This window comes from Mycolicibacterium fallax (assembly GCF_010726955.1).
Taxonomy (GTDB): Bacteria; Actinomycetota; Actinomycetes; order Mycobacteriales; family Mycobacteriaceae; genus Mycobacterium; species Mycobacterium fallax.
The window spans coordinates 1,726,729-1,752,200 of record NZ_AP022603.1; the positions used below are offsets into that span (position 1 = coordinate 1,726,729).

At 70.8% G+C, this 25,472-nt stretch carries 24 protein-coding genes and 1 tRNA gene; 11 read left to right on the forward strand and 14 right to left on the reverse strand.

Annotation, left to right across the window (positions count from 1 at the left end; genetic code table 11):
* Positions 1-14 precede the first annotated feature (14 nt).
* Positions 15-2,180: an acyl-CoA dehydrogenase family protein gene (locus G6N10_RS08155; RefSeq protein WP_085096901.1), complete on the reverse strand. Its 2,166-nt coding sequence runs from the start codon at positions 2,178-2,180 to the stop codon at positions 15-17.
* Between the two features lie 128 nt (positions 2,181-2,308).
* Positions 2,309-3,067 (reverse strand): SDR family NAD(P)-dependent oxidoreductase, encoded by a 759-nt coding sequence (locus G6N10_RS08160; protein WP_085096898.1) that lies wholly within the window; start codon positions 3,065-3,067, stop codon positions 2,309-2,311.
* A 236-nt stretch (positions 3,068-3,303) separates the two neighbouring features.
* On the opposite strand from G6N10_RS08160, the gene G6N10_RS08165 reads away from it, so the two are divergent.
* The 3 genes from G6N10_RS08165 (at position 3,304) to G6N10_RS08175 (ending at position 7,422) form a co-directional block, all read left to right on the forward strand.
* Positions 3,304-5,589: a carbon starvation CstA family protein gene (locus G6N10_RS08165; protein ID WP_085096895.1), complete on the forward strand. Its 2,286-nt coding sequence runs from the start codon at positions 3,304-3,306 to the stop codon at positions 5,587-5,589.
* Between the two features lie 20 nt (positions 5,590-5,609).
* Positions 5,610-5,747: a CstA-like transporter-associated (seleno)protein gene (locus G6N10_RS08170; protein ID WP_275995160.1), complete on the forward strand. Its 138-nt coding sequence runs from the start codon at positions 5,610-5,612 to the stop codon at positions 5,745-5,747.
* A gap of 76 nt (positions 5,748-5,823) precedes the next feature.
* A complete protein-coding gene (locus G6N10_RS08175; protein ID WP_085096889.1) occupies positions 5,824-7,422 on the forward strand; it encodes an FAD-dependent oxidoreductase in 1,599 nt (532 codons plus the stop codon).
* Positions 7,423-7,426: 4 nt separating this feature from the next.
* On the opposite strand, the gene purU is transcribed toward G6N10_RS08175, so the two are convergent.
* The 3 genes from purU to G6N10_RS08190 form a co-directional block, all read right to left on the reverse strand.
* Positions 7,427-8,308 (reverse strand): formyltetrahydrofolate deformylase, encoded by an 882-nt coding sequence (gene purU / locus G6N10_RS08180; protein WP_085096886.1) that lies wholly within the window; start codon positions 8,306-8,308, stop codon positions 7,427-7,429.
* A gap of 223 nt (positions 8,309-8,531) precedes the next feature.
* Entirely contained in the window at positions 8,532-9,611 is a 1,080-nt protein-coding gene (locus G6N10_RS08185; RefSeq protein WP_085096883.1) for an NAD(P)H-dependent amine dehydrogenase family protein, read from the reverse strand.
* Positions 9,612-9,631: 20 nt separating this feature from the next.
* On the reverse strand, positions 9,632-10,642 hold the full coding sequence (locus G6N10_RS08190; RefSeq protein WP_085096880.1) for a 3-ketosteroid-9-alpha-monooxygenase, oxygenase component: 1,011 nt from the start codon (positions 10,640-10,642) through the stop codon (positions 9,632-9,634).
* A 308-nt stretch (positions 10,643-10,950) separates the two neighbouring features.
* On the opposite strand from G6N10_RS08190, the gene G6N10_RS08195 reads away from it, so the two are divergent.
* The 3 genes from G6N10_RS08195 to G6N10_RS08205 are packed head-to-tail and all read left to right on the forward strand — an operon-like array spanning position 10,951 to position 13,527.
* Entirely contained in the window at positions 10,951-11,805 is an 855-nt protein-coding gene (locus G6N10_RS08195) for an LLM class F420-dependent oxidoreductase (protein ID WP_085097177.1), read from the forward strand.
* Positions 11,802-12,716 carry an alpha/beta fold hydrolase gene (locus G6N10_RS08200; RefSeq protein WP_085096877.1) on the forward strand — a complete coding sequence of 305 codons (915 nt, stop codon included), beginning with the start codon at positions 11,802-11,804 and terminating at the stop codon, positions 12,714-12,716. Before G6N10_RS08195 ends, G6N10_RS08200 begins: the two co-directional genes overlap by 4 nt.
* 43 nt (positions 12,717-12,759) lie before the next feature.
* Positions 12,760-13,527: an SDR family oxidoreductase gene (locus G6N10_RS08205; RefSeq protein ID WP_085096874.1), complete on the forward strand. Its 768-nt coding sequence runs from the start codon at positions 12,760-12,762 to the stop codon at positions 13,525-13,527.
* Position 13,528: 1 nt separating this feature from the next.
* On the opposite strand, the gene G6N10_RS08210 is transcribed toward G6N10_RS08205, so the two are convergent.
* From G6N10_RS08210 to pgm, 6 genes are all read right to left on the reverse strand, one after another.
* On the reverse strand, positions 13,529-13,897 hold the full coding sequence (locus G6N10_RS08210) for a SpoIIAA family protein (RefSeq protein WP_085096871.1): 369 nt from the start codon (positions 13,895-13,897) through the stop codon (positions 13,529-13,531).
* A gap of 33 nt (positions 13,898-13,930) precedes the next feature.
* Entirely contained in the window at positions 13,931-15,406 is a 1,476-nt protein-coding gene (locus tag G6N10_RS08215) for a DEAD/DEAH box helicase (RefSeq protein WP_085097174.1), read from the reverse strand.
* 318 nt (positions 15,407-15,724) lie between these two features.
* Positions 15,725-17,380, reverse strand: coding sequence for a ribosomal protection-like ABC-F family protein (abc-f, locus tag G6N10_RS08220; protein WP_085096868.1), 1,656 nt, complete (start codon positions 17,378-17,380; stop codon positions 15,725-15,727).
* A 189-nt stretch (positions 17,381-17,569) separates the two neighbouring features.
* Positions 17,570-17,642 (reverse strand) — tRNA-Ala (locus G6N10_RS08225).
* A gap of 55 nt (positions 17,643-17,697) precedes the next feature.
* The gene (locus G6N10_RS08230) at positions 17,698-18,966 is read right to left on the reverse strand and encodes an MFS transporter (RefSeq protein ID WP_085096865.1); all 1,269 of its coding nucleotides are present in this window, start codon (positions 18,964-18,966) and stop codon (positions 17,698-17,700) included.
* Positions 18,963-20,606: a phosphoglucomutase (alpha-D-glucose-1,6-bisphosphate-dependent) gene (pgm, locus tag G6N10_RS20365; protein WP_085096862.1), complete on the reverse strand. Its 1,644-nt coding sequence runs from the start codon at positions 20,604-20,606 to the stop codon at positions 18,963-18,965. Before pgm ends, G6N10_RS08230 begins: the two co-directional genes overlap by 4 nt.
* A gap of 67 nt (positions 20,607-20,673) precedes the next feature.
* On the opposite strand from pgm, the gene crcB (G6N10_RS08240) reads away from it, so the two are divergent.
* From crcB (G6N10_RS08240) to G6N10_RS08250, 3 genes are read left to right on the forward strand one after another with little or no spacing between them, the layout of a single operon-like run.
* Positions 20,674-21,078, forward strand: a complete 405-nt coding sequence (crcB, locus tag G6N10_RS08240) for a fluoride efflux transporter CrcB (RefSeq protein WP_109750535.1) — start codon at positions 20,674-20,676, stop codon at positions 21,076-21,078.
* Positions 21,079-21,080: 2 nt separating this feature from the next.
* Positions 21,081-21,452, forward strand: coding sequence for a fluoride efflux transporter CrcB (gene crcB, locus G6N10_RS08245; RefSeq protein WP_085097171.1), 372 nt, complete (start codon positions 21,081-21,083; stop codon positions 21,450-21,452).
* A complete protein-coding gene (locus G6N10_RS08250; protein WP_085096856.1) occupies positions 21,449-22,513 on the forward strand; it encodes a DUF190 domain-containing protein in 1,065 nt (354 codons plus the stop codon). The genes crcB (G6N10_RS08245) and G6N10_RS08250 overlap by 4 nt, the downstream gene beginning before the upstream one ends.
* Here the strand turns inward: G6N10_RS08250 and G6N10_RS08255 are convergent, their stop codons facing one another.
* Positions 22,514-23,131: a GNAT family N-acetyltransferase gene (locus G6N10_RS08255; protein WP_085096853.1), complete on the reverse strand. Its 618-nt coding sequence runs from the start codon at positions 23,129-23,131 to the stop codon at positions 22,514-22,516.
* Between the two features lie 46 nt (positions 23,132-23,177).
* Complete coding sequence (locus tag G6N10_RS08260; RefSeq protein ID WP_085096850.1) at positions 23,178-23,507, reverse strand: cupin domain-containing protein; 330 nt, start codon at positions 23,505-23,507, stop codon at positions 23,178-23,180.
* Between the two features lie 104 nt (positions 23,508-23,611).
* Between G6N10_RS08260 and G6N10_RS08265 the strand changes: the two genes are divergently transcribed.
* Together G6N10_RS08265 and G6N10_RS08270 are read left to right on the forward strand one after the other, a co-directional pair.
* Positions 23,612-23,797, forward strand: coding sequence for a hypothetical protein (locus G6N10_RS08265; RefSeq protein WP_085097168.1), 186 nt, complete (start codon positions 23,612-23,614; stop codon positions 23,795-23,797).
* Positions 23,794-24,366 (forward strand): hypothetical protein, encoded by a 573-nt coding sequence (locus G6N10_RS08270; RefSeq protein WP_085096847.1) that lies wholly within the window; start codon positions 23,794-23,796, stop codon positions 24,364-24,366. The genes G6N10_RS08265 and G6N10_RS08270 overlap by 4 nt, the downstream gene beginning before the upstream one ends.
* 24 nt (positions 24,367-24,390) lie before the next feature.
* On the opposite strand, the gene G6N10_RS08275 is transcribed toward G6N10_RS08270, so the two are convergent.
* Positions 24,391-25,455, reverse strand: coding sequence for an NAD(P)H-dependent amine dehydrogenase family protein (locus tag G6N10_RS08275; protein ID WP_085096843.1), 1,065 nt, complete (start codon positions 25,453-25,455; stop codon positions 24,391-24,393).
* Between the last annotated feature and the right edge of the window lie 17 nt (positions 25,456-25,472).

Sequence of the window (25,472 nt, forward strand, 5' to 3'; positions counted from 1 at the left end):
TTCGCCGTCGCCCGCTAGACGATCAGCGGATCACGCGGCATCCCCAGGATACGTTCGGCGATCTGGTTGCGGGTCACCTCGGAGGTACCACCGGCGATCGCCATCGCCCGCGCCCCCATCGCCACCTGCAGTGCAATCGCCGCGGATCCGTCGAGCAGGGTGGCATCCGGGCCCAACAGACCACACCAGATCGCCCCGAACTCTCCCATGTGCTCGGCGAGCTTGAGCTTGGTGATGTTGCCCTCCGGGCCGGGCCCGGCGCCCTCGATGCTCCGCACCGCCCGGCGCAGGTTCAGCAGCCGGATCGCGTGATGCTCGGCGATGAACCCGCCGGTGCGAATCTTGGCCCCGGCCAACCGATCGCCGTACTCGGCAACCAACGGGATCAGCGCCGCCGGATCGACACCGCCGATGCCCGCACCACCGCCGATGCTGACCCGTTCGTTGCCCAGCGTTGCCCGGGCCACCGTCCAGCCGCCGTTGGGCTCGCCCACCACGTCCTCGTCGGGCACGAACACGTCGTTGAAGAAGACCTCGTTGAACTCCGAACCGCCACTGAGCATCCGCAGCGGCCGCACCTGCACCCCGGGGGCCTGCATGTCGACGATCACCGTGGTGATACCGGCGTGCTTGCCGGCATCCGGGTCGGTGCGCACGGTGGCCAGGCCGCGCTGGCAGTAATGCGCGCCGCTGGTCCACACCTTCTGCCCGTTGATCTTCCAGCCGCCGTCCACCCGGACCGCGCGGGTCTTGATGGCCGCGGCGTCCGAGCCCGCCTCCGGCTCGGAGAACAGCTGGCACCAAATCTCTTCCTTGCGCAGCGCCTTCTCGACGAATCGCTCGATCTGCCAAGGAGTTCCGTGCTGGATCAGGGTCAGCACCACCCACCCGGTGATGCCGTAATCGGGCCGTTTGATGCCCGCCGCGCGGAACTCCTCGTCGATCACCAGCTGCTCGACGGCGTCGGCGGCGCGGCCGAACGGCGTCGGCCAGTGCGGCATCAGGTAGCCGGTCCCGATCAGCTTCTCCAGCCGCTGCGCGTCGTCCAGCGCGGCGATCTCCGCCGCGTCGGCGCGCACCGCCACCCGCAGCTCGTCGGCCGAGACCGGCAGGTCCAGGCTGTTGGACCGGGTCACCCCCGCCGCGGTCAGCTCGAACAGGTCGGCCGCCGGCGGGTCCCCGCCCAGCAGCGCCCGCAGCGCCATCGCGCGCCGCCAATGCAGATGCGCGTCGTGCTCCCAGGTGTAGCCGATACCGCCATGCACCTGGATGTTCAGCTCGGCATTTTTGACATAGGCGCCGAAGACCTGGGCCGCCGCGGCGGCAGCCATCAACCGGAACGGTTCACCGCCGTCCTCGGCGGCGCGGGCGGCATCCCACGCCAGCGCGACCCCGGCCTCGGCGGCCACCGCCATGTTCGCGCAGTGGTGCTTGATCGCCTGGAAGGTGGCGATGGTCCGGCCGAACTGCTTGCGCACCTTGGCGTAGTCGACGGCGGTGTCCAGGCAGTCCGACGCCCCGCCGACGGCCTCGGCGGCCAGCAGCGTGCGCGCGTAGGCCAGCGCGGTGTCCCGGCCGCCGGGCAGCAGGTCCGCAGCGGTGACCGCAACGCCGTCGAGCCGGACGCGCCCCGAGCGGCGTGCCTGATCGAGGTTGTTGGCCATCTCGACGGACACCCCGGCGCGATCGCGCTCCAGGATCAGCACGTCGGGTCCGGCGGCCAGCACCAGCAGATCGGCCAGCCCGGCCCCGAGCACCACCCCGGCGTCGCCGGAGGCCACGCCGCCGGAAACGGTGATGCTCCCGCCGAGTCCCACGCCGGCCACGGTGGAGCCGTCGACCAGGCCGGGCAGCAGTCGCCGGCGCTGGGCGTCGTCACCGAGGGCACCGATCGCGGCCGAGGCAGCGACGGTCGGCAAAAACGGGCCGGGCGCCACCGCGCGGCCGAACTCCTCGGCGACGACCACCAGCTCGGGCAGCCCGAAGCCGGAGCCGCCGTAGGCCTCATCGATGTGCAGGCCCAGCCAGCCCAGCTCGGCCAGCTGCGGCCAGAACGGCGGCAGCTCCTCGGCCGGAGCCTCCAGCAGCGCGCGGGCCGCACCGCGGGCACCCTGGCTGCCGAGGAAGTCGCGCACCACGGCGCCGAGTTCGCGGTGATCGTCGGTCAGCGCAATACCCATTGTTCAGCCTCCGCCGTGTCGAGGAACGTCTGCGATGCCCATCGAGCGTCAGCTGCCCGGGGCTCAGAGCTGAACGGAGTGTACTGAAGGACCCGGCCGAGTTGACATCGGCCGGGTCCGCTGTGACGTCAGCGCGGGGCGAACCGCTGACCGGCGTCGAGCCGGATGCACTGACCGTTGAGCATCGGGTTGTCGACGATCGCGGCGGCCAGCTTCGCGAACTCCTCCGGCTTGCCCAGCCGCTTGGGGAATGCGGCGTCCTTGGTCAGCTGGGTGGCGAACTCGTCCGGGATGCCCTTGGTCAGGCCGGTGGCAAAAAGGCTCGGGGCAATCGCCAGCGCCCGGATGCCGACCGAACCGAGGTCACGGGCCATCGTCAGGCACATCCCGGCGATGCCGGCCTTGGCCGCGGTGTAGGCGACCTGACCGATCTGGCCCTCGAATGCGGCGATCGAGGCGGTGTTGATGATGACCCCGCGCTCGTCTTCCTCCGGCTCATTCTTGGCCATGTGAGCTGCGGCGATCCGGCTGATGTTGAAGGACGCGACCAGGTTCAGGTCGATCACGCTGCGGAAGGTGTCCAGGCTGTGCGGGCCGTTCTTGCCCAGCGTCTTCTCCGCGACGCCGCCGCCGGCGGTGGTGATGATGACGTGCAGGCCGCCCAGCTCGGCGACCGCGGCGTCGATGGTCTGCTCGGTGCCGGCAAAGTCGGTGACGTCGACGGCGTAGAACTTGCCGCCCACCCCCTCGGCGACCTCCTTGCCGTCGGAGCCCTCCCGGTCGAGCACCGCGACCGAGGCGCCCCTGGCCGCCAGCAGCTCCGCAGAGGCCCGGCCCATGCCGGACGCGCCGCCGATGACGATGACCTTCTTGCCATTGATATCCATGTGCACCTTCTTCCGAGGATCTGTGTGACTGACAAAATACCGCTTCAGTGTAAAGGTCGGCGATGCCCCCCGGCCGGGGCGCAGTCGCCATCACGGCGAGCGGGTGTTCGCCGCCGCGCCGGTGACAGGCAATCGGCGCTCCGGCACCCGGCGTCGACGGCAGAAGTTCCCCGCCGCCGACCCGCTGGTGACAAGATCAATCCACTTTCGCATCCCGAACCCGGAGGTTCAGACCCGTGGCATCACCGTCGACCGTGCTGCCGGAGCAGCCCGAATCGACTCCCGGCGAGATCACCCATATCCGCACCGACCCCGGGCAGCCGCCGGTGGCGATCATCGACCGCTCCCCCATCACGCTGCGGCATCGGCTGATCTTCGCCGCGATCGCGCTGCTGGCCGCGGTGTCCTGGGCGGTCATCGCGTTCGCCCGCGGCGAGACGGTCAACGCGGTGTGGTTTGTGCTCGCCGCGATCTGCAGCTACGTCATCGGCTACCGGTTCTACGCCCGGCTGGTCGAGCAGAAGATCGTCAAGCCGCGCGACGATCGCGCCACCCCGGCCGAGGAGTACGAGAACGGCACCGACTACATGCCCACCGACCGGCGGGTGATGTTCGGGCACCACTTCGCCGCCATCGCCGGGGCCGGGCCGCTGGTCGGGCCGGTGCTGGCCATGCAGATGGGCTACCTGCCGGGCACCATCTGGATCATCATCGGCGCGGTGTTCGCCGGCTGCGTCCAGGATTTCCTGGTGCTGTCGATCTCGGTGCGACGCCGCGGCCGCTCGCTGGGCCAGATGGCCCGCGACGAGTTCGGCGCGATCGGCGGCGCGGCCGCCATCCTGGCCGTGCTGAGCATCATGGTGATCCTGCTGGCGGTGCTGGCGCTGGTGGTGGTCAATGCGCTGGCGGAGAGCCCGTGGGGGGTGTTCTCCATCGCGATGACCATCCCGATTGCCATGCTGATGGGGTTGTACCTGCGGTTCGCCCGGCCCGGCCGGATCTCCGAGGTGTCCCTGATCGGGGTGGTGCTGCTGCTGCTGGCCGTCGTCGCCGGAGGCTGGGTGGCCGACACCGAATGGGGCGCGAACTGGTTCACCCTGTCCAAGGTCACCCTGAGCTGGTGCATCATCGGCTACGGCCTGGCCGCCTCGGTGCTGCCGGTGTGGTTCCTGCTGGCGCCGCGCGACTACCTGTCGACCTTCATGAAGGTCGGCACCATCGCCCTGCTGGCCGTCGGGATCCTGCTGGCCCGCCCGGTGATGGACGCCCCGGCGATCTCGCAGTTCGCCTCCCGCGGCGACGGGCCGGTGTTCGCCGGCTCGCTGTTCCCGTTCCTGTTCATCACCATCGCCTGCGGTGCGCTGTCGGGCTTCCACGCGCTGATCTCCTCCGGCACCTCCCCGAAGCTGCTGGAGAAGGAAGGCCAGATGCGGCTGATCGGCTACGGCGGCATGCTGATCGAGTCGTTCGTGGCGATCATGGCGCTGATCACCGCGGCCATCCTCAACCAGCACCTGTACTTCGTCCTCAACGCGCCGACCGCGGCCACCGGGACCACCGCCGCCTCGGCCGCCGACTACGTCAACGGCCTGGGACTGTCCGGGGCGCCGATCACGCCCGAGGAGATCACCGCCACGGCCCAGAGCGTCGGCGAGGAATCCATCATCTCCCGCACCGGTGGGGCGCCGACGCTGGCGCTGGGCATGGCCGAGGTACTGCACCAGGTGTTCGGCGGCGCCTCGATGAAGGCGTTCTGGTACCACTTCGCGATCATGTTCGAGGCGCTGTTCATTCTGACCACCGTCGACGCCGGCACCCGGGTGGCCCGGTTCATGCTTTCCGACGGCCTGGGCAATCTTGGTGGCCCGTTCCGCCGGCTGCGCGACCCGAGCTGGCGGATCGGCGCCTGGGTGTGCAGCGTCCTGGTGGTGGCGGCCTGGGGTTCGATCCTGTTGATGGGCGTGACCGATCCGCTCGGCGGGATCAACACGCTGTTCCCGCTGTTCGGCATCGCCAATCAGCTGCTGGCGGCGATCGCGCTGACCGTGGTCACCGTGGTGGTGATCAAACGCGGGCTGCTGCGCTGGGCCTGGATCCCCGGACTGCCGTTGGCCTGGGACCTGGTTGTCACCATGACGGCGTCCTGGCAGAAAATCTTCTCCGCCGACCCGAAACTCGGCTACTGGAAGCAACATTCGCTCTATGTCGCGGCCCGTGATGCCGGCGCCGGCAGCTTCGGCGCGGCCAAGGACCCACACCAGATCGACGCGGTCATCCGCAACACCTTCATCCAGGGTTCGCTGTCGATCGTCTTCGCGGTGTTGGTGCTCGTCGTCGTCGGCGTCGGGGTCGTCGTCGCGGTACGCGCGCTGCGCGGCTCCGGCCCCCCGCTGACCGAAGACCCCCCGGTGCCCTCGCACCTGTTCGCCCCGTCGGGCCTGATCCCGACCGCCGCGGAGAAGGAGGTGGCCAAGCAGTGGGACGACTATTCGCGCGCACCCGCCACGTCGCGCGCCAGATAGCGTGGTATTTCGGGGCCCTGATGGGCGACGACCACTACCGGCGGTACGTCGCGCACCGCCAGCGCAGCCACCCGGGCGAGCCGGTGTGCACCGAGGCCGAATACTGGCGAATGCGCCACGCGGCCGCCGATGCGCAGCCCGGGGCCCGCTGCTGTTAGGTTCGCGGAATGTCCAGCGCGCCTGATATTCTGGACATGTGTCCAGTCTGATGTCCAACTACCGCGACGGGTGCCAATGACCTACGTCATCACGCAAAACTGCTGCAAGGACGCCAGCTGCGTGCCGGTGTGCCCGGTCGACTGCATCCGGCCCGTCGACGGCGCCGGCGACACCGAGATGCTCTACATCGACCCGGAGGCCTGCATCGACTGCGGCGCCTGCGCCGAGGAATGCCCGGTGGAGGCGATCTACTACGAGGACGACCTGCCGGAATCGCAGGTCCGCTACCGCGACATCGCCGCCGACTACTTCCGGGCCCACCCCCTGACCGCCGACAACACCCCCGAACCGCGCCCGCACGCCCCGGTGCAGCCGGGCGCGCTGCGGATCGCCGTCGTCGGCGCCGGCCCGGCGGCCTGCTACGCGGCCGCCGAACTGCTCGAGGTCGACGGCGTCGAGGTGGACCTGTTTGAGCGGCTGCCCACCCCGTTCGGCCTGATCCGCGCCGGCGTCGCACCCGATCACCAGCGCACCAAATCGATCGCCGACATGTTCTCCCTGGCGTTCACCAACCGCCGGTTCGGCTGCCACCTCAACGTGGAGATCGGCGAGCGGTTCGGTCACGCGGATCTGCTGGCCCACCACCACGCGGTCATCTACGCCGTCGGCGCGCCGAGCAGCAGGGACCTCGGGATCCCCGGCGAAGGGCTTCCGGGCAGTCACCCGGCGGCCGACTTCGTCGGCTGGTACAACGGCCATCCCGATCACAGCGACCGCGGATTCGACCTGTCCGGGCAGCGCGCGGTGATCATCGGCAATGGCAACGTGACGCTGGATGCGGCGCGGGCCCTGCTGATGTCCCGGGACGAATTGACCGCCACCGACATCGCCGACCACGCGCTGGAGGCGCTGTCCGACAGCGCGATCGAGGAGGTGGTGGTGCTGGGCCGGCGCGGCCCGCGCGACGCCGCGTTCTCCGTCGGGGAGTTCCTGGCGCTGGGCGACCTGCCCGGGATCGACGTCATCATCGACGCGGACTGCGACCTGTCGCCCGGACCGGACGACGACGTCGAGACCGCGATGAAGCTGACCGTCGCACGCGAATACCGCGACCGCGCACCGGTTCCCGGCAACAAGCGGGTGGTGTTCCGGTTCCACTGCGCGCCGGTCGCCATCGAGGGCGACGATGCGGTCACCGGGATTCGGCTGCGCGACACCAGGACCGACGCCGACGCCGGGGTGCTGCCGGCATCGCTGGTGCTGCGCTCGATCGGCTATCGCGGCACCCCGATGCCCGACCTGCCCTTCGATGAGGCCACCGGCACCATCCCCAACGACGGCGGACGCGTCGTCGCCGACGCCGCGGCGCTGCCCGGGGTCTACGTGACGGGCTGGATCAAGCGCGGGCCGCGCGGGGTGATCGGCACCAACCGGACCTGCGCGGCGCAGACCGTCGCCGCGCTGTGGGCGGACTTCGACGCCGGGGTGCTGACCCGCGACGTCGCGGACCGGGCCGCGCTGACCGCGACGCTGGCCGATCGCGGCCTCGCCGAGGTGGACTGGAGCGGTTGGCGCGCGATCGACAAGGCCGAGCGCGGCCGCGGCGCCGACGGCCGGCGACCGCGGGTGAAGTTCGTGACGGTCGAGGAGTTGCTGGCGGCGTCCCGGCCGTAGCCGCTCAGCCGCGCCCGAACACGATCGTCTGGTTCTCGTGCCGCACGATGCGGTCCTCGCAGTGCCACAGCACCGCCCGGGACAGCACCGCCCGCTCCACGTCGGCGCCGAGGCGGACCAGGTCGCGGACGGTGTGGGTGTGGCTGACCCGCACCACGTCCTGCTCGATGATCGGGCCGTCGTCAAGCACCTCGGTCACGTAGTGCGCGGTCGCGCCGACCAGCTTCACCCCCCGATCCTTGGCCTGCCGGTACGGCGCGGCGCCGATGAAGGCCGGCAGGAACGAGTGGTGGATGTTGATCATCGGGGCGCCCACCCGGCTCAGGAACGACGGCGTGATGATCTGCATGTAGCGGGCCAGCACCACCAGGTCGACGTTGCCGCGCAGCAACTCCAGCTGGCGCTGTTCGGCCTGCTCGCGGATGTCCCGGGTGGCCGGGATGTGCACGAACGGCACGCCGAACGGGCGCACCTGGTCGGCCAGATCCGGGTGGTTGGAGATCACCATCACCACCGACATGTCCAGCTCGCCGCGGCGGTTGCGCCACAGCAGGTCGAGCAGGCAGTGGTCGGTCTTGGAGGCCATGATCGCCACCCGCTTGGGCTTGGCGGCCTCGGTGAACCGGAAGTCGATGTCGAACTCGGCGGCCACCGTGTCGGCGAACTCACGGTTCATCCCGTCCAGCGCGGCCGACAGCCCGGGCAGGTGAAAGATGGTGCGCTGCATGAAGGTCCCGCCCTCGGCCTCGGTCGAGTGCTGGTCCAGCGAGACGATGTTCGCCCCGGCGCGGGTCAGAAAGGTGCTGACCGCGGCGACGATGCCGGGCCGGTCCGGGCAGTGCAGCAGCAGGCGGCCGATATCGGCGTCGGTCACAGTGGTCGACATCGGCGTCGTCGCTTCCTTGCAGGTTGGGCCTTTGCCCCGCGCGGGGCCGACACCATTGTCCCGGCCGCGCACCGGGCCTGCGCGGCAGGGTCCGCCCGGGCGTGTCCCCGGCCGGTGCCGCCGCCGGGAGCCGCCGCCGGGACTCCGCCCAGCGCGCACTTGTGTACACCCGCGCCGGCGTGTCGCGGACACAGCTGCGCGCTCGCCGCACCAGCCCCGGCAGCTACTTCTTGAAGCGCCCGGCGAAGGCCCGCAGCGGCAGGTCGTTGCTGGTGACGATGCCCGGCGGCGCGGCAACCACCGCGGCGATCGAGTGCAGCGCGGGCATCCCGGTGACCGTCATGCCGATGGAGGCGAAGCTGGTCGGATCCGACAGGTCCACCCCCGGCTTCGGGAACACCATGTGCTTGTTGTAGATCATCGGATCGCCGGTGATTCGGGTGATGTAGCAGCCCTTGATGTTCCAGCTCGGGTCGGTGTGCGGGGTCATCTGCCACTCCAGGTGCGTCTCCACCCGCGGCACGCCGTCGACCATGCCCTGGTACTTGAGGTAGTTGCCGCCGAGGGAGCCCTTCGGCAGCGTGTACCAGCCCAGGTCGACGTCGCGGGTGCAAGCGCCCAGCTCGTACTGGAAACGCACCTCGTCGAGTTCCAGCTCGAAGGCGTCGGCCATCATCAGCACACTGTCGGCGAACACCCGGGTGTACTTCTCCAGCTTGCCGGGGATCTCCGGATCGTCGACGGGCTGGCCGTAGCCGACCTCGATCCAGGTGTCGCGGGAGTGATGACACGACACGTCCACCGACTCGATGGTGGTCACGTTCTCGATCTCCGCGACGTCCGCCGAGCAGACGATGCCCAGAATCTGGTTCAGCCCCGGGTTCATCCCGGTCCCGTAGAACGTCGCGCCACCCTTCGCACAGGCCTGTTGCAGCAGCACCGACACCGGCTGCCCGGACGGGTGCGGGTGGTTGTGGTCGCGATGCCAGCCGGTGATCCAGTCGGCGGTGGTCACGATGTTGATGCCGGCCTCCAGCACCCGGACGTAGAGGTCCTCGTCGGGGAACACCCCGTGGAAGGTCAGCACGTCGGGCCGGGCGGCCAGGATCTCCTCGACGGTGCCGGTGGTGGTGACCCCGTTGGGCGCCTGCCCAACCAGTTCTCCGGCGTCGCGCCCGATCTTCTCCGGCGAATAACAGTGCACCCCAACCAATTCCAGGCCCGGCTCGGCGGCGATGCGTTTGATCATCTCGGAGCCAACGTTGCCGGTGGCCACCTGGAATACCCGGATGGGAGCGGTCATGGTGTGCCTTTCTCGAGGTGTCAGGCCGGATCAGCGGCGACGGCCGGTGCGGCCGCATCGGGGTAGAACTGCCGGGCCCAGTCCCGGATCGCGGTGAAACCGGAATGCTCGGATCCGGTCAGCGCCGGCGAAGCGGAATAGCGTTGGTGTGACCAGATCTCGATGTCCTGGCGGAACTGGCGGATGATCTCGAGGCCGAATTCCTCGGCGCGCAGCGCCGCCCGTTCGCCGTCCTTGCCCGGCGTCCGGCCGATGTAGACACTGAACCGGACGTCGGAGGTGGTGTCGTCGACCGGGGTGATGCACGAGATGGTGCGGTTGTCGATCATTCCCCAGCTTTTGGTGACCGCGATGCCGAGTCCGCCGTTGATGGCCTGCACCCCGCTGTTCACATCCTCGATCCGCTGGCCGTCATCGCCCTCGAACGTGATGGTGAAGTCGACGTAGGACACCGGATCGTCGAAGTCGTGGCGGGTGAACACCGGGTTGATCGGGGTCTTGTGCACGAACTTGAAATGCGCGGCGTCGACGCCATTTTCCAGCACGTACTGCGGGTGCATGGCCAGCGCCGGTTCGAAGAGCCGTTGTTGCCGGTAGTAGTCCCCGGCACCGGAACCGTCACCGAACCCGGCGAACACATCGGGTGCCTCGAAGAACGGTTCGCGGCCCGCGGCGTCGTGCCAGATGTAGACCGAGGCGTTGCGTTCCACCGCCGGAAAGGTGCGGATGCGACGGCCACGGTTGGGCCGGTCCTCGTACGGGATGCACACGTTGCGCCCCTCGGCGTTCCACTGCCAGCCGTGAAACGGGCACTGCAGGTTCTCCCCGGTCACGGTGCCACCGTGCCCAAGATGCGCCCCGAGGTGCTCGCAGTAGGCGCCCATCACGGTGATCCGCCCGGACTCGGCGCGCCAGGCAACCAGGTCCTGGCCGAAGTAGGTCATCCGATGGACCGCGCCGACGGCGATCTCGTCGGACCAGGCGACCTGGAACCAGCCGGTCGGCTTCATCGACAACGGCGGACTGGGCATCGCGACCTTCCTCCCGCTCGGCGGCGCTGAATGAAATCGTAGCCGTCAACATGGACAACTGTATGAAATATAGCTTCCCGAACACCCGGCGGCGCGCTTGCCAACGCCGAGCAGCCGCCGCGCAAGGCACAATCACCGCACTTCAAACCTATATTTGGACCTCGCCTTGTCGGACGGACGGCGCCACTCTATTCTGGACTAGTGTCCAGTATGGCCGTTGAATCGGCACCGAGCGGGTCCGATTCCCGCCTCGGCGACGGCCACCGGAGCACGCCCGCGTCGGCGGGCCCGAGCGGATGGAATTGAGCATGGATTTTGGGCTTGTGCTGTTCACCAGCGATCGCGGGATCGCCCCGGCGCGCGCGGCGAAGATCGCCGAGGACAACGGGTTCGCCACCTTCTACGTCCCCGAGCACACCCACATCCCGGTCAAGCGGGAGGCCGCGCACCCCACCACCGGCGACTCCTCGCTGCCCGATGACCGCTACATGCGCACCCTGGATCCGTGGGTGTCGCTGGCGATGGCCGCCGCGGTCACCGAACGCATCCGGCTGTCCACCGCCGTCGCGCTGCCCGTCGAGCACGACCCGATCACCCTGGCCAAGACCATCGCCAGCCTGGACCACCTGTCCGGCGGCCGGGTGAGCCTGGGCGTCGGGTTCGGCTGGAACACCGACGAATTGGCCGACCACCACGTCCCGGCCAACCGTCGGCGCACCGTGCTGCGCGAGTACCTGGAAGCCATGCGTGCGCTGTGGACCCAGGAGGAGGCCGGCTACGACGGCGAGTTCGTCAGCTTCGGCCCGTCCTGGGCCTGGCCCAAGCCCACCCAGCCGAAGATTCCGGTGCTCGTCGGCGCCGGTGCCACCGAGAAGACCTGCGCCTGGATCGCCCGGCACGCCGACGGCTGGATCACCACGCCCCGCGACCTCGACATCGACACCCCGGTCAAGCGACTGCAGGACACCTGGGCCGCGCATGACCGGGAGGGCTCGCCGACGATCGTCGCGCTGGACTACCGCCCCGATCCCGACAAGCTCGCGCACTGGAAGGAGATCGGGGTCACCGAGGTGCTCTACGGCTTCCCGGACAAGCCCGAGGCCGAGATCCCCGGCTACATCGAGCATCTGGCCGGGAAGCTCGCCGCGCTGTCGCTGACATGACCGCCCCGGAGGTCCTCGACCTGACGCTGCCGCACCTGCGGATGACGGCGCTGGCGTGGGGTCCGCCCGACGGCCGACTCGCGCTGTGCCTGCACGGGTTTCCCGACAGCGCCTGGGGCTGGCGGCGACTCGCGCCGCTGCTGGCCGACCGGGGCTTCCGCGTCGTCGCGCCGTTCACCCGCGGTTATGCGCCCACCGAACTGCCCGCCGACGGCGACTACGGGCTCGGCGCGCTGATGTACGACGCGCTGGCGGTGCACCGGCACCTCGGCGCGCCGACCGATGCCGTCCTGCTCGGCCACGATTGGGGTTCGTTCACCGCCAACGGCCTGGCCGCCACCGCGGATTTCCCGTTCGCGGCGACCATTTCGATGGCGGTGCCGCCGATCTCGGCGCTGCGCGCGTTCCGGCACGGCATCTGGCGCGATGTCCGGATGGGGCCGCGGCAGCTCCGGATGAGCTGGTACATCCTGTTCTTTCAGCTGCCCGGGGTCCCCGAACGCAGCCTGGACCGGGTCATCCCGCGGTTGTGGCGGGATTGGTCGCCGTCGGGCAGTCACCCCGACGACGACGATCTCGACATCGCCAACGCCCTGGCCGCGCTGCCCTCGGCGGCGCACCGGCGCGCGGCGGTCGGCTACTACCGCGCGCTGGTGCAGGGTCATCGCCCCGACCCCCGGTACGCGGCGCTGCACGCCCGCCGGTTCGACGCCCCGCGGGGGCCGATCCTGTACCTGCACGGCGCCCGGGACGGGGCGATGCAGGTCGGCTACGCCGAGCACCTGCTGGCGGACCTGCCCGACGGCAGCGCCGTGCGCGTGCTCCCCGACGCCGGGCACTTCCTGACTCTGGACGCCCCGGACGCGGTGTGCGCGGCGGTGCTGGAGCACCTGCAAACGACCACGACATAGGATGCCCTAAGAGTTGGCAGCCCATCAGGAAGCGAGAGCGACGATGACCCAGGACCTCAGCGACGCCAAGGGGCTGCGCGTACTCATCGTCGGGGCCTCCTCCGGGATCGGCCGGGCCGTTGCGGTGGACGCCGCCCGCCGCGGCGCCAAGGTCGCCGTCGCCGCCCGGCGCATCGAGCTGCTCGACGAGCTCGCCGAGGAGATCGGCGGCGTCGCCTTCGAGCTCGACGTCGAGCAGACCGCGGCGATCAACCGGGTCGTGCCGGCCGCCGTCGAGGCGCTCGGCGGCCTGGACGCGGTGGTGTTCACCAGTACCGTCGTCCCGTTCGCGCACATCGAGGACACCGAGTTCGCCACCTGGGTGCATGCCTTCAGCATCAACACCATCGGGGCGAGCAACGTGCTGCGGGCCGCCCGGGAGCACCTCGCCGAGGACGGCGTGGTGCTGATCGCCTCCAGCCAGATGGTCGGTCGCCCGCGGGCCGGGGTCGCCGCCTACGACGCGAGCAAGGCCGCGCTCGATGAGGTGCTGCGGTCCTGGCGCAACGAGCATCCGGACCTGGCGGTGATCCGGGTGGGCATCGGCCCCACCGAGGACACCGAGATTCTGCGCGGCGCCGACCGCGAGCTGCTGACCGAGCTGTTCGACCGGTGGACCACCAACGGGCAGCTGCCCCGCAAGATGTCCGAGCTCGACGACGTCGCCGCGACGCTGTTCTCGCTGGTGTCGATGGCGCACGCCAACCCCAGCGTGGTGCCCGAGTCCGTGCAGCTCACCCCGCGCATCCCCCGCGCGTTGCTGGACGACTGAGTCAGTCCGCGCCGGCTGCCCAGGCGATTGCCTCGGTCTCCTGATCGACGTCGAACACCCGGGTCTGGCCCGGGGTGATCGGCGCGAAGATCGCCATGGCGTGGCGCAGCCAATCGTGGTTGGTGACCACGGCGATGCGGCCCCACTGGCGCGGGTTGCGCATGCCGAACTTGGTGTCCTGCCACAACGCGCCGAGGCTGTAGCGATCAAAGTCGTCGCCGACGATGTAGACCATGTTGATCTTGCCGGTGGCCTGCACCTGCGCGTCGACGGCCGGGTCCAGCACGTTGCGGTAGTCGTCCGGTTCGATGGTGCCCACCGCCCGGAATCCGAGCACCCCGGCGGGCATCGAGGCGAGTTGTTCGATCATGAATCCCTCGCTACGCCCGCGGGCGCGCCGGGGTCAGCCCCGCGACTGCACCGTGGGCGCGCCGGCGGGCCGCCCGGCACGACGCGGGCGACGGCTGCGCGGGGCCGCGCTGCCACCGGCGGTGTTGGCCGTCGGGTTCTGCCGGCCCGGGTTGGGCTTGGCGGCACTCTGCGGCGCCGCACCCTGACGGGCCGTCCCCTGGCGCCCGGCGCCCTGGCGCCCCGAGCCGGAGCGACCGGCACCCTGGCGACCGGAGCCCTGGCGACCGGAGCCCTGGCGTGCCGGCTTCTGCCGGGCGGGGGCGCTGCGAGCCGGGGCGGGCTCGGGCGCCGGCATCCGCAGCGGGGCAACCTCGCCGACCAGCTCGGTGACCGAGTCCGAAGCGGCGGTGACCTGCTGCGGGGCGACCTTGATGCCGGCCTTGCGCAGCAGAACCGAAGTGTCCGAACGCTGTTCGGGCAACACGATGGTGACGACGTCGCCGGCGCTGCCCGCGCGGGCGGTGCGCCCGGACCGGTGCAGGTAGGCCTTGTGCTCGGCCGGCGGATCCACGTGCACGACCAGACCCACGTCGTCGACGTGTACGCCGCGCGCGGCAATGTCGGTGGCCACCAGGACCCGGGCGGTGCCGTCGGAGAAGGCGGCGAGGTTGCGGTCCCGGGCGTTCTGCGACAGGTTGCCGTGCAGATCCACCGACGGGATTCCGGCGGTGGTCAGCTGGCGGGCCAGCTTGCGGGCCTGATGCTTGGTGCGCATGAACAGGATTCGGCGATCGCTGCCCGAGGCCAGCCGCAGCACCAGGTCCTTCTTCACGTCGGCGCCCGCCACGTGGAACACGTGATGGGTCATCGCGGCCACCGGCGAGTTCGCCTCGTCGACGCTGTGCGACACCGGGTTTCGCAGGAATCGCTTGACCAGCTTGTCGACGCCGTTGTCCAGCGTCGCGGAGAACAGCAGCCGCTGACCGTCGGCCGGGGTGGCGGCCAGGATGCGGGTGACGCCGGGCAGGAAGCCCAGATCGGCCATGTGATCGGCCTCGTCGAGCACCGCGATCTGCACGGCGTCCAGGCTGATCAGCTTCTGGCGCATCAGATCTTCCAGCCGCCCCGGGCAGGCCACGACGATGTCGGCGCCGGCGCGCAGCGCGGTCTCCTGCCGGCTCTGGGCGACGCCACCGAAGATGGTGGTCACCTTCAGGCCGCGGGCGGCGGCCAGCGGCTGCAGGGTCGCGGCGATCTGGGTGGCCAGCTCCCGGGTGGGCGCCAGCACCAGGCCGGTCGGCCGGGACGGGCGGCGGGTCGCCGGATCCAGCCGGGTGGCCAGCGGGATCGAGAAGGCCAGCGTCTTACCGCTGCCGGTCTTGCCGCGGCCGAGCACATCGCGGCCGGCCAGCGAGTCGGGCAGGGTGGAGACCTGGATGGGGAACGGGCTGGTGATGCCGCGTTCGGTGAGCGAGTCGATCAGCGGGGTGGGCACCCCAAGGTCGGCAAAGCTGGGTTGGGCAGTCATGTTTTCGGTGCCTTTCTGGCATCGGATGTGCCAGGCGGCCGCGATTTTCCGCGCGGTGGCCGACACAAGGTGGCGAGATTGCCGGTGGGCAAAATCGATCGCCGCAAAAAAGCCTGTGCTCCGGGCACGGATCATCGGTTTCCGGCGGCCGGTGAGGCCGTTCGGGACCGGTGGATGATGAAGCATTCCACGACGTATTGGCGCGATGGTCGCGCCAACATCGGGTTCAGCGTATCCGATCGGCGCCCCGGTGCCCCGTCGGCGCGGCGATCTGTGAGCAAACGCACGCACGTGCGTTCGACGGGCAGCCGGCGGCCGTCACTCCTCGGTGACGCGGCCCTCGGCGACCCGCCAGCACCGGTCCACCCGGACGTTCGCCAGCATCCGGCGGTCGTGGGTGACCAACAGCAGCGCGCCCTGGTAGGACTCCAGCGCGGATTCGAGCTGTTCGATCGCGGGCAGGTCGAGGTGGTTGGTCGGCTCGTCGAGGACCAGCACATTGGTGCCGCGGGCCTGCAGCAGCGCCAGCGCGGCGCGGGTGCGCTCCCCCGGCGACAGCGCGTCCACCGGGCGGTCCACATGGTCGGCGCGCAGTCCGAACTTGGCCAGCAGGGTCCGCACCTGTTCGGTGGTGTAGTCCGGCATCAGCGCCTCGAAGCGGTCGGCGAGCCGCTGCGATCCGGTGAACAGCCGCCGGGACTGATCCACCTCGCCGATCGCCACGTTGCTGCCCAGCTGCGCGGTCCCGGATTCCGGTTCGAGCTGGCCGAGCAGCAGCCGCAGCAGCGTCGACTTCCCGGCCCCGTTGGGTCCGGTGATGCCGATCCGCTCACCGGCGTTCACCTGGATCGACACCGGCCCGAGGGTGAAGTCGCCGCGGCGCACCACGGCGTCGTTGAGGGTGGAGACGACGGTGCTGGATCGGGGTGCGGCGCCGATGGTGAACTGCAGCACCCATTCCTTGCGCGGCTCGACGACCTCCTCGAGTCGGGCGATCCGGCTCTCCATCTGGCGCACCTTCTGCGCCTGCTTCTCGCTGGATTCGCTGGCGGCCCGGCGACGGATCTTGTCGTTGTCGGGCGCCTTGCGGATCGCGTTGCGCACGCCCTGACTCGACCATTCGCGCTGGGTTCGCGCGCGGGCAACGAGGTCGGCCTTGCGTTCGGCGTACTCGTCGTACTCCTGGCGGCGGTGTCGACGCGCGACCTCCCGCTCCTGCAGGTAGCTGTCATAGCCGCCGCCGTAGATGGTGTTGGTGTGCTGGGCCAGGTCGAGTTCCAGGACGCGAGTCACGCTGCGGGACAGGAATTCCCGGTCGTGGCTGACCAGCACGACACCGCCGCGCATGCCGGCCACCACCTCCTCCAGCCGGTCCAGGCCGTCCAGGTCCAGGTCGTTGGTCGGCTCGTCGAGCAGGACGATGTCGAACCGCGAACACAGCAGCGCGGCCAGCCCGACGCGCGCGGCCTGCCCGCCCGACAGGCTGGTCATCAGCGCGTCCTCGGGTGCCATCGCGCTCTGGTCGAGGCCGAGTTCGGTGAGCACCGCGCCCAGTCGTTCGTCCAGGTCCGGCGCGCCGGTGGCCAGCCAGTGGTCCAGCGCCGCGGCGTAGACGTCGGCGGCGGCGGCCGGGGCGTCGGGGTCGGCGAGCGCCTCCGCGGCGGCGTCCATGGCCGCGGTGGCCGCGGCGCAACCGGTGCGTCGGGCGACGTACCCGCCGACCGTCTCGCCGGCGACCCGCTCGTGTTCCTGGGGCAGCCAGCCGACGAAGGCGTCCGGCGGGGTGCGCGAGACGGTGCCCGACAGCGGGGCCAGGTCGCCGGCCAGCACCCGCAGCAGGGTGGTCTTGCCGGCACCGTTGGCGCCGACGACGCCGACGACGTCCCCCGCGGCGACGGTGAGATCCAGGTGCTCGAACAGCACCCGGTGCGCATAGCCGCCTGCCACATCCTTGGCGACCAGGGTGGCGCTCATCGGGCGGCCCCCGCATCGGCCGGCAGCCGCCCGGTGCCCGTCGTAGCTCGAATCATCAGCATCGACGGCAATGTTAGAGGGCGGCGCAGTCAGCGGTGGGCGAGGCAGCGCCGGGCACGGCCCGCACCAGATCAGCCGGGCGCAACAACGAAAACCCGCCCCGACCGAGGTCGGAGCGGGTTTCAAACGTGGAGCTAAGGGGATTCGAACCCCTGACCCCCACACTGCCAGTGTGGTGCGCTACCAACTGCGCCATAGCCCCAAGAACGTGCCCCACGAAGTTACACCACAATCGCCCCCGGCATCAAAACGGCTGGTCAGGGCAGTTCTCCACCGGCCTCCGGCCCCAGCGGCCGGGCCGGGGTGTGCTCCACGCCGGACATCCCCCGGGTTTCCGGGGCGAACATCCAGCCGACGGCGGCGATCACCAGGATGGCGCCGCTGATGCCGAACGCCAGCGGGAACGAGGTGTGCTGCGCGATCATCCCGACGGCGGTGGAGCCGATGATCGAGCCCAGGTCGGCGGTCATCTGGAAGGTCGCGACGGCGGTGCCGCCGCGGGCCTTGTTGCCGATCACGTCGGCCACCGCGGCCTGCTGGGGTGAGCTGAACATGCCGGTGGCGAAGCCGGCCAGCAGCGCGGCCACCAGGAAGAAGGTGAAGTCCTCGGACATCCCGACGATCGCCGTCGCCACCCCGGCCACCGACAGCCCGACGATCAGCAGCAGCCGCCGGCCGATTCGGTCGGACAGGTGGCCGCTGGGGATCACCGCGGCGACGTTGCCGATGGCGTAGGCCGCCAACGCGATGCCCGCGGCGCTGGTGTCGCGGTCCAGCACGTCGACGACGAACAGCGGCACCAGCGCGATCCGCAGCCCGAACGCCGACCAGCCGGTGGCGAAGTTGGACAGCAGCGAGGCCCGGTAGGCGCCGTGGTGCAGCACATCGCGGATGCTGACCTTCGTATCAGCCTGGGCGTCCGGGGAGGCCAGGGTGGAGTGCCGCAGCGCGATGAACACCACCATTGCCGCGACGAACAGCGCCGCGCCATAGATGAGGAACGGCGCGGCCAACCCGAACCCGGCGGTCAGGCTGCCCAGGATCGGCCCGCCGACCGAGCCGATCAGAAACGCCGAGGAGAACATCCCGGCGATCCGGCCGCGGGCCCGCGGTGGGCTGATCCGGATCATCAGCCCCAGCGCGGAGATGAAGAACATCGTCGAGCCGATCCCACCGAGCGCCCGGAAAGCCAGCAGCTGCCAATAGGTTTGGGCGAACGCGCAGGCCGCGGTGGAGGCGGCGACGATCAGCAACCCGGCGACGTAGACCCGGCGCTCCCCCAGCCGCTGCACCAGCAGCCCGGCCGCCGGCGCGAAGACCAGCCGCATCAGCGCGAAGGCGGTGATGACGAAGGTCGCCGCGCTGATCGACACACCGAAATGTCGGGCGTAGTCCGGCAGCACCGGCGCCAGCACCCCGTAGCCCAGCGCGATCACCGCGTTCGCCGCGATGAGCACCCAGACCTCGGCGGGCAGTCGTGCGTCGTCTCCCGCCTCGACCGGGGCGACGTTGGAGTTGGCGGTCACGCGATGACGGAGTTCACCACCTCGCGGGCGGCCTGCTGAACCTGCGCGAGATGCTCGGGGCCCTTGAAGGACTCGGCGTAGATCTTGTAGACGTCCTCGGTGCCCGACGGGCGCGCGGCGAACCAGGCGTTCTCGGTGGTCACCTTCAGCCCGCCCAGCGCCGCACCGTTGCCCGGCGCGGCGGTCAGCTTGGCGGTGATCGGCTCACCGGCCAGCTCGGTGGCACTGACCTGCTCCGCGGACAGCTTGGCCAGCCGGGCCTTCTGCTCCCGGTCGGCCGGCGCGTCGATGCGGGCATAGGTCGACGCGCCGTACTGCTGGGCCAGTTCGGCGTAGCGCTGCGACGGCGACTTGCCGGTCACCGCCAGGATCTCCGCGGCCAGCAGCGCCAGGATGATGCCGTCCTTGTCGGTGGTCCAGGTGCTGCCGTCGGTGCGCAGGAACGACGCGCCGGCGGACTCCTCGCCGCCGAACCCGATTGTGCCGCTGATCAGTCCGGGCACGAACCATTTGAAACCGACCGGTACCTCGATCAGCTCGCGGCCGATGCCGGCGGCCACCCGGTCGATGATCGAGCTGCTGACCGCGGTCTTACCGACCGCGACGGTGCCCGGCCAGTTGGGCCGGTGGGTGTAGAGGTAGTCGATCGCCACCGCCAGATAGTGATTGGGGTTCATCAGGCCGCCGTCGGGGGTGACGATGCCGTGCCGGTCGGAGTCGGCGTCGTTGCCGGTGGCGATCTGGTAGTCGGCGCCGCCGTCGAGGCTGCGGATCAGCCCCGCCATCGCGTTCGGCGAACTGCAGTCCATCCGGATCTTGCCGTCGGTGTCCAGGGTCATGAACCGCCACGTCGCGTCCACCAGCGGGTTGACCACGGTCAGGTTCAGGTTGTGCCGCTCGGCGATCGCGCCCCAGTAGTCGACGCTGGCGCCGCCGAGCGGGTCGGCGCCGATCCGGATGCCCTCGGCCCGGATCGCATGCAGATCAACCACATTCGGCAGGTCGGCAACATAGCTGTCGAGGTAGTCGTGGCGCTGCGCGGTGCCCCGCGCGCGGGCCAGCGGCATCCGCCGCACGTCCGTGAGTCCGCCGCGCAGGATCTCGTTGGCGCGGCGGGCAATCGCCGAGGTCGCGTCGGTGTCGGCCGGCCCGCCGTTGGGCGGGTTGTATTTGAATCCGCCGTCGCGCGGCGGATTGTGCGACGGGGTGACGACGATCCCGTCGGCGAGGTCGGCGTCGCGCCCGCGGTTGAAGGTCAGGATGGCGTGGCTGACCGCCGGCGTCGGGGTGTAGCGGTCGGCCGAGTCGATCATCGCGACGACGCCGTTGCCGGCCAGCACCTCCAGCGCGGTGGTCCAGGCCGGCTCGGACAGCCCGTGGGTGTCGCGGCCGAGGAACAACGGCCCGGTGGTGCCCGCGGCGGCCCGGTACTCCACGATCGCCTGGGTGGTGGCCAGTATGTGCGCCTCGTTGAACGCCCCGTCCAGGCTCGATCCGCGGTGCCCGGAGGTACCGAAGGCGACCTGCTGGTCGACGTCCTCCGGGTCGGGCGCCACGGCGTAGTACGACGTCACCAGATGCGGCAGGTCGATGAGGTCTTCGGGCTGAGCCGGCTGTCCGGCGCGGGGGTTGGCGGCCATGGCCACGATTGTGCTCTCCCCGGCCCGGTTGCACCCCAGTGAGGGCGGGGTTCGTCATACTTTGCCCGTGCTCGGCCATGACCACCGCGAGTTGGCCGCCGTTTTCGTCGGCGGCGCGATCGGCACCCTCGCGCGCGCCGCCGTCGCCACGCTCGCCGTGCCCGACCCGACCCGCTGGCCGTGGCCGACGTTCATGGTCAACATCCTGGGCGCATTTCTGCTCGGCTACTTCAGCACCCGGTTGCTGGAGCGACTGCCGCAGTCCAGCTACCGGCGGCCGCTGCTGGGCACCGGGCTGTGCGGCGGGCTCACCACGTTCTCCACCATGCAGGTCGAGACGGTGCGGATGCTCGAGCATCACGCCTACCTGCTGGCCCTGGCCTACGTGCTGGCCAGCGTCGTCACCGGTTTCCTGGCCGTGCACCTGGCGACCGGCCTGGTCCGCGGGGGCTTCGCGCGGAGTGGCGCATGACCATGTCCGGGGTGCTGGTGTGGGCGCTGGTCGCGGTGATCGGCGGGTTCGGGGCGGTGGCCCGGTTCCTGGTCGACCGGGCGGTCTCACAGCGCACCCCCCGGCCCTTCCCGTACGGGACGCTGGCGGTCAACATCTCCGGTGCGGCACTGCTCGGCTTCGTCGGCGGCCTGACGCTCGGCCAGCACGCCGCGCTGCTGGCCGGCACCGCCTTCGTCGGCGCCTACACCACGTTCTCCACCTGGATGTTCGAGACGCACCGGCTGGCCGAGGAGCGTCAGCTCCGTCCGGCGCTGGCCAACATCGTGGTCAGCGTGCTGCTCGGCGTGCCGGCCGCGTGGGCGGGCAGCATGGCGGCGGGAGCACTGCAATGACCGAGATCCTCAAGTTGACCGGCTATCTCGCCGAACGTGAGCGGTACCGCGGCCGGTTCCTGACCGACGCGATGCTGGAACTGTTCGCCCGGCGCGAGGTCGCCACCAGCATCGTGCTGCGCGGCATCGCCAGCTTCGGCCCCCGCAACGTCGCGCGCACCGACGAGCTGCTGAGCATGTCCGAGGACCTGCCGGCCGTCGTCGTCGCCGCCGACACCGCCGAGCGGATCGCCGGACTCGCCGAGGAGGTCGCGGCCATCATCGGGCGGGGTCTGCTCACCGTCGAGCGGGCCCGGCTGATCGATCAGTCCGGCCTGCCCGACCCGCACGACGACGAGGCGGTGCGGATGACGCTGTTCCTGGGCCGACGGCAACGGGTCGGCGGGGCCCCGGCCCACGTCGCGGCCACCGCCGTGCTGCACCGGCTGGGCTTCGCCGGGGCGATCGGCTGCCTCGGGGTCGACGGCACCGTCGGCGGCAGGCGCCGGCGGGCCGGGTTCCTCAGCCGCAACGTCGAGGTGCCGATGCTGCTGCTGGCCGTCGGCACCCGGCGGCAAGCCCGCGCCGCCGCCGCCGAGCTGCGGGACCTGCTCGGCGAGGTGTTCCTGACCGTCGAACGCCTGCAGATCTGCAAGCACAATTCGGTGCTGCACGCTCGGCCGCACCCGCTGCCGGCCACCGACGCCGCCGGTCTGCCGCTGTTCCAGAAGGTGACGGTGTTCACCGACGAGGACGCCCGGCACGACGGGCAGCCGATTCACCGCGCGCTGGTGGCGCGGCTGCGGGAATCCCACGCCGCCGGCGCGACCGCCGTGCGCGGGGTGTGGGGATTCACCGCCCCGGACGCCCCGCACGGCGACCGGATGTCACGGCTGAGCCGCCGCGTGCCGGTGGCGACCGTCCTGATCGACACCCCCGCGGGCATCGCCGCGAGCTTCGGCATCGTCGACGAGCTGACCGCCGAGCACGGTCTGGTCACCAGCGAGTTGGTGCCGGCGGCGCTGAGCATCGATGGCGCGCACCGCCACGGCGGGATCCGGTTGGCCCGGCACGACTGCTGACTACGGGGCCGGCCGGTGCAGCGCGTAGAGGGCCATCCGGCGGTTGGCCATCTGGTGCTCGCCGAGGAATTCACCGCCGGCCCGCTCACACAGCCGGCGGGCCGCGGTGTTGCGGTGATCGGGGTCGAACATGATGCGCCCGCACCGCGGTTCCAGGGCGAACAGCCCCGCGGCAAGGGTCGGCAGCAGCAGCGGCCCGTAGCCGCGCTTCATCATGCCCAGGTCCGCGATGGCGGCGTGCATGCCGAGGTCGTGGGGGTCCGCGTCGTACCGCGGGGCGATGGAATCCTTTGCCGCGCGGTAAATCTCAATGTAGCCGTGCGACTCACCGTGCAACGATGCGATGAACGGCCGGGAGTAGTCGCCGGCCAGTTGCGCGCGCAGGTAGCCGTGCCAGCGGACCGCGGGCCAGGCCGATTCCCAGGTCTGCACCAGGTGCGGCCGGCTCATCCAGTCCGCCACCATCGCGGCGTCGGTGTCGGGGTCGGCCAGGCGCAGCCCAAAGGGGTCGGGCATGGGCGGGGTCGGGGGCGCCGGGACGGCCCGGACCGCAGCGCTGAGCTCGGTCAGTTCGCGCGGCAGGACCGGCAGCGTGGCGCCGGAGGCAGGCTCGTTCATCGTGAGGAACGAGCCTACCCGACGGCTAAGGCTAGGGTTACCTTCCCTATCCGGTGCGGACGGTCAGCAGGACCGCCGAATCCTCCAGCGCATCCAGCGCGTGCCGGGCGTCCGGGACGACCAGCAGATCCCCGGTGACGCCCTCGGCGGCGTCGTCCCCGGCACTCAGCCGCACCCGGCCGCGCAGCACCTGCAGGGTGGCCTCGCCGGGGCTCTCGTGCTCGGCCAGTCCGTGGCCGGCGGCCAGCGCGACGAGGGTCTGGCGCAGGTGCTTGTCGTGGCCCCCGTGCACCGTGTGCGCCGACCGGCCGCTGTGGGCGGTCTTCGCGGCGGCGAGATGCTCGTCGACGAGCGTCGTCAGCGACACCGAATCCATGGCTATGTCTCCTCACATCAGCGGACCGCAGCCGCGGCCTCAGCTCGACTCTATGACGGCGGAGTTGGCCGCAGTCGGGGTGCCCACGGGTCATGATGGACGCCATGGTGGCGGATCCGGTCGATGTGCTGCGGCGGTGGGAGGACAACGGCGCGCACTGGCGGGTCGCCGCCCGCTGGCAGGACACCGTAACGATCGCGCTGTTGCGCTGCGACGGCGGCGAGGAGGTCGAGCACTTCACCTCCAGCGATCCCCGGCTGCTGGACTTTCTCCGCGAGCGCGGCCAATGACGATCCGCGGCACACCGGCGGCGCGGCTGGCCGTGCTGGCCGGAGCGGCGGCGGTCGCGGTGACGGTTGCCGGGTGCGGGCCGGGCGCCACCGAGACGCCAGACGCCACCGGGTCCGCGCCGTCCCCCGCCGCGCCGTCCCCGCCCGCACCGGCCCCAGCCGGACCGCCGGCCCCAGCCGCACCGCCCCCGTCGGCGCCGCCGGCCCCGGCCACCAGCACCCGCTGGGTGGATCTGCGGCCCGGGCAGTGCCTGGCCGACCCGCCGCCGGTGGACCCGGCCGTGGTGATGGTCACCGTGGTGGATTGCGCGGGCCCGCACGCCGGGGAGGTGTTCCACCGCACCGGGCTGGCGGTCAACACCGCGCTGGCCGACGTCGCCGGCAGCGCGTGCGCCGCCGGGTTCCCCGACTACGCGGGCCGTCCACTGGCCGGCGCCGGCTACGCGGTGAGCTATCTGATCGATTCCGACCAGAACCGCACCTCGGCGGTGGCCGAGCCCAGCACGCTGATCTGCGTGCTGACCGACCCGGGCGGTGCCACGCTGACCGGGTCGGTGGCCGGCCGCTGACCCGCCGCGGCGGCCCGCCGCCGGCTATCCGGCGTTGACCACCCCGCGCGGCAGGATCAGCGGCAGGTCGGTGTAGGTGACGATGCCCGGTGCGGCGGCGACCACGGCCGGGATCGCGTTGAGCGGCGGCGTCGCGGTCATGATGTGGCCGAGCACCATGAACTCCTCCAGCGTGGTGGCCTCGAAGTCCGGCGGCGGCAGGAAGCCAACCTTCATGGTGACCGTGGGGCGACCGCTCACCTCGATGACCCAACCGTCCTGATCGATCTGCCAGTCCGGTTCCAGCGTCTGCCCCTTGCGCCAGCGCAGGTTGATCTCGACGACCGGTTTGCCGCCGACGATGCCCTGCCAGCTGGCGTACACGCCGGCCACACAGCCCGCCGGAATCGTCCAGGAACCCAGGTCGAGATCCTCGGTGGTCTGGGCGTATTCGGCCTCGCAGCGGACCTCGTCGAGGTCGACGCCCAGCGCGTCGGCGACCATCCGCACCGCCTCACCGAACACCCCGGTGCCGTGGGCGGTCATGGCGGGCAGCTCGGGATCGTCGATCGGCCGGCCGAAGCCGACCGGCTTTTCGGTGGCCGGCGAGTCGTAGAAGGTGGTGTCGGCGGCCTCGTTGACGGTGATCTTGTCGACCCGGTCGCAGATGCCGGCCGCCACGATCGACAGCTGGTTGACGTAGCCGGGGCTGATGCCCGAACCGAACATCGAGGAGTTTCCGCGCCGACACGCCTCGGCGATCCGGTCCCGGCCCTCGCCCTGATTGTGGCCGGTGATGAACGACGCCGTGGCCACCACGTTCGCCCCGGACTCCAGGATGCGGACCAGCTCGTCGACATCGATCCACATCGGGTTGTACACCACCACATCGGGTTTCAGCGCCAGCAGCGCATCGACGTCGTTGCTGGCGGCCACCCCCAGCGGGGCGATCCCGGCGAGTTCCCCGGCGTCGCGGCCGACCTTGTCCGCCGACCAGGCGTAGCAGCCGACGAGCTGCAGGGTGGGGTTGGCGGCGATGGCGGCGACTGAACTCTTGCCGACGTTCCCAGTGGTCCACTGGACGACGCGATAGGGGGTGCTGCGTGGCATTGCTGTCCTCTCGGTGC

Excerpts from the sequence above, each read along its gene's own strand:
- G6N10_RS08155 (WP_085096901.1), bottom strand. The coding sequence starts at position 2,180 with ATGGGTATTGCGCTGACCGACGATCACCGCGAACTCGGCGCCGTGGTG.
- G6N10_RS08160 (WP_085096898.1), bottom strand. The coding sequence starts at position 3,067 with ATGGATATCAATGGCAAGAAGGTCATCGTCATCGGCGGCGCGTCCGGC.
- G6N10_RS08170 (WP_275995160.1), top strand. The coding sequence starts at position 5,610 with ATGGGCGACGACCACTACCGGCGGTACGTCGCGCACCGCCAGCGCAGC.
- G6N10_RS08175 (WP_085096889.1), top strand. The coding sequence starts at position 5,824 with ATGACCTACGTCATCACGCAAAACTGCTGCAAGGACGCCAGCTGCGTG.
- purU (WP_085096886.1), bottom strand. The coding sequence starts at position 8,308 with ATGTCGACCACTGTGACCGACGCCGATATCGGCCGCCTGCTGCTGCAC.
- G6N10_RS08185 (WP_085096883.1), bottom strand. The coding sequence starts at position 9,611 with ATGACCGCTCCCATCCGGGTATTCCAGGTGGCCACCGGCAACGTTGGC.
- G6N10_RS08190 (WP_085096880.1), bottom strand. The coding sequence starts at position 10,642 with ATGCCCAGTCCGCCGTTGTCGATGAAGCCGACCGGCTGGTTCCAGGTC.
- G6N10_RS08195 (WP_085097177.1), top strand. The coding sequence starts at position 10,951 with ATGGATTTTGGGCTTGTGCTGTTCACCAGCGATCGCGGGATCGCCCCG.
- G6N10_RS08200 (WP_085096877.1), top strand. The coding sequence starts at position 11,802 with ATGACCGCCCCGGAGGTCCTCGACCTGACGCTGCCGCACCTGCGGATG.
- G6N10_RS08205 (WP_085096874.1), top strand. The coding sequence starts at position 12,760 with ATGACCCAGGACCTCAGCGACGCCAAGGGGCTGCGCGTACTCATCGTC.
- G6N10_RS08210 (WP_085096871.1), bottom strand. The coding sequence starts at position 13,897 with ATGATCGAACAACTCGCCTCGATGCCCGCCGGGGTGCTCGGATTCCGG.
- G6N10_RS08215 (WP_085097174.1), bottom strand. The coding sequence starts at position 15,406 with ATGACTGCCCAACCCAGCTTTGCCGACCTTGGGGTGCCCACCCCGCTG.
- abc-f (WP_085096868.1), bottom strand. The coding sequence starts at position 17,380 with ATGAGCGCCACCCTGGTCGCCAAGGATGTGGCAGGCGGCTATGCGCAC.
- pgm (WP_085096862.1), bottom strand. The coding sequence starts at position 20,606 with ATGGCCGCCAACCCCCGCGCCGGACAGCCGGCTCAGCCCGAAGACCTC.
- crcB (WP_085097171.1), top strand. The coding sequence starts at position 21,081 with ATGTCCGGGGTGCTGGTGTGGGCGCTGGTCGCGGTGATCGGCGGGTTC.
- G6N10_RS08250 (WP_085096856.1), top strand. The coding sequence starts at position 21,449 with ATGACCGAGATCCTCAAGTTGACCGGCTATCTCGCCGAACGTGAGCGG.
- G6N10_RS08255 (WP_085096853.1), bottom strand. The coding sequence starts at position 23,131 with ATGAACGAGCCTGCCTCCGGCGCCACGCTGCCGGTCCTGCCGCGCGAA.
- G6N10_RS08260 (WP_085096850.1), bottom strand. The coding sequence starts at position 23,507 with ATGGATTCGGTGTCGCTGACGACGCTCGTCGACGAGCATCTCGCCGCC.
- G6N10_RS08265 (WP_085097168.1), top strand. The coding sequence starts at position 23,612 with ATGGTGGCGGATCCGGTCGATGTGCTGCGGCGGTGGGAGGACAACGGC.
- G6N10_RS08270 (WP_085096847.1), top strand. The coding sequence starts at position 23,794 with ATGACGATCCGCGGCACACCGGCGGCGCGGCTGGCCGTGCTGGCCGGA.
- G6N10_RS08275 (WP_085096843.1), bottom strand. The coding sequence starts at position 25,455 with ATGCCACGCAGCACCCCCTATCGCGTCGTCCAGTGGACCACTGGGAAC.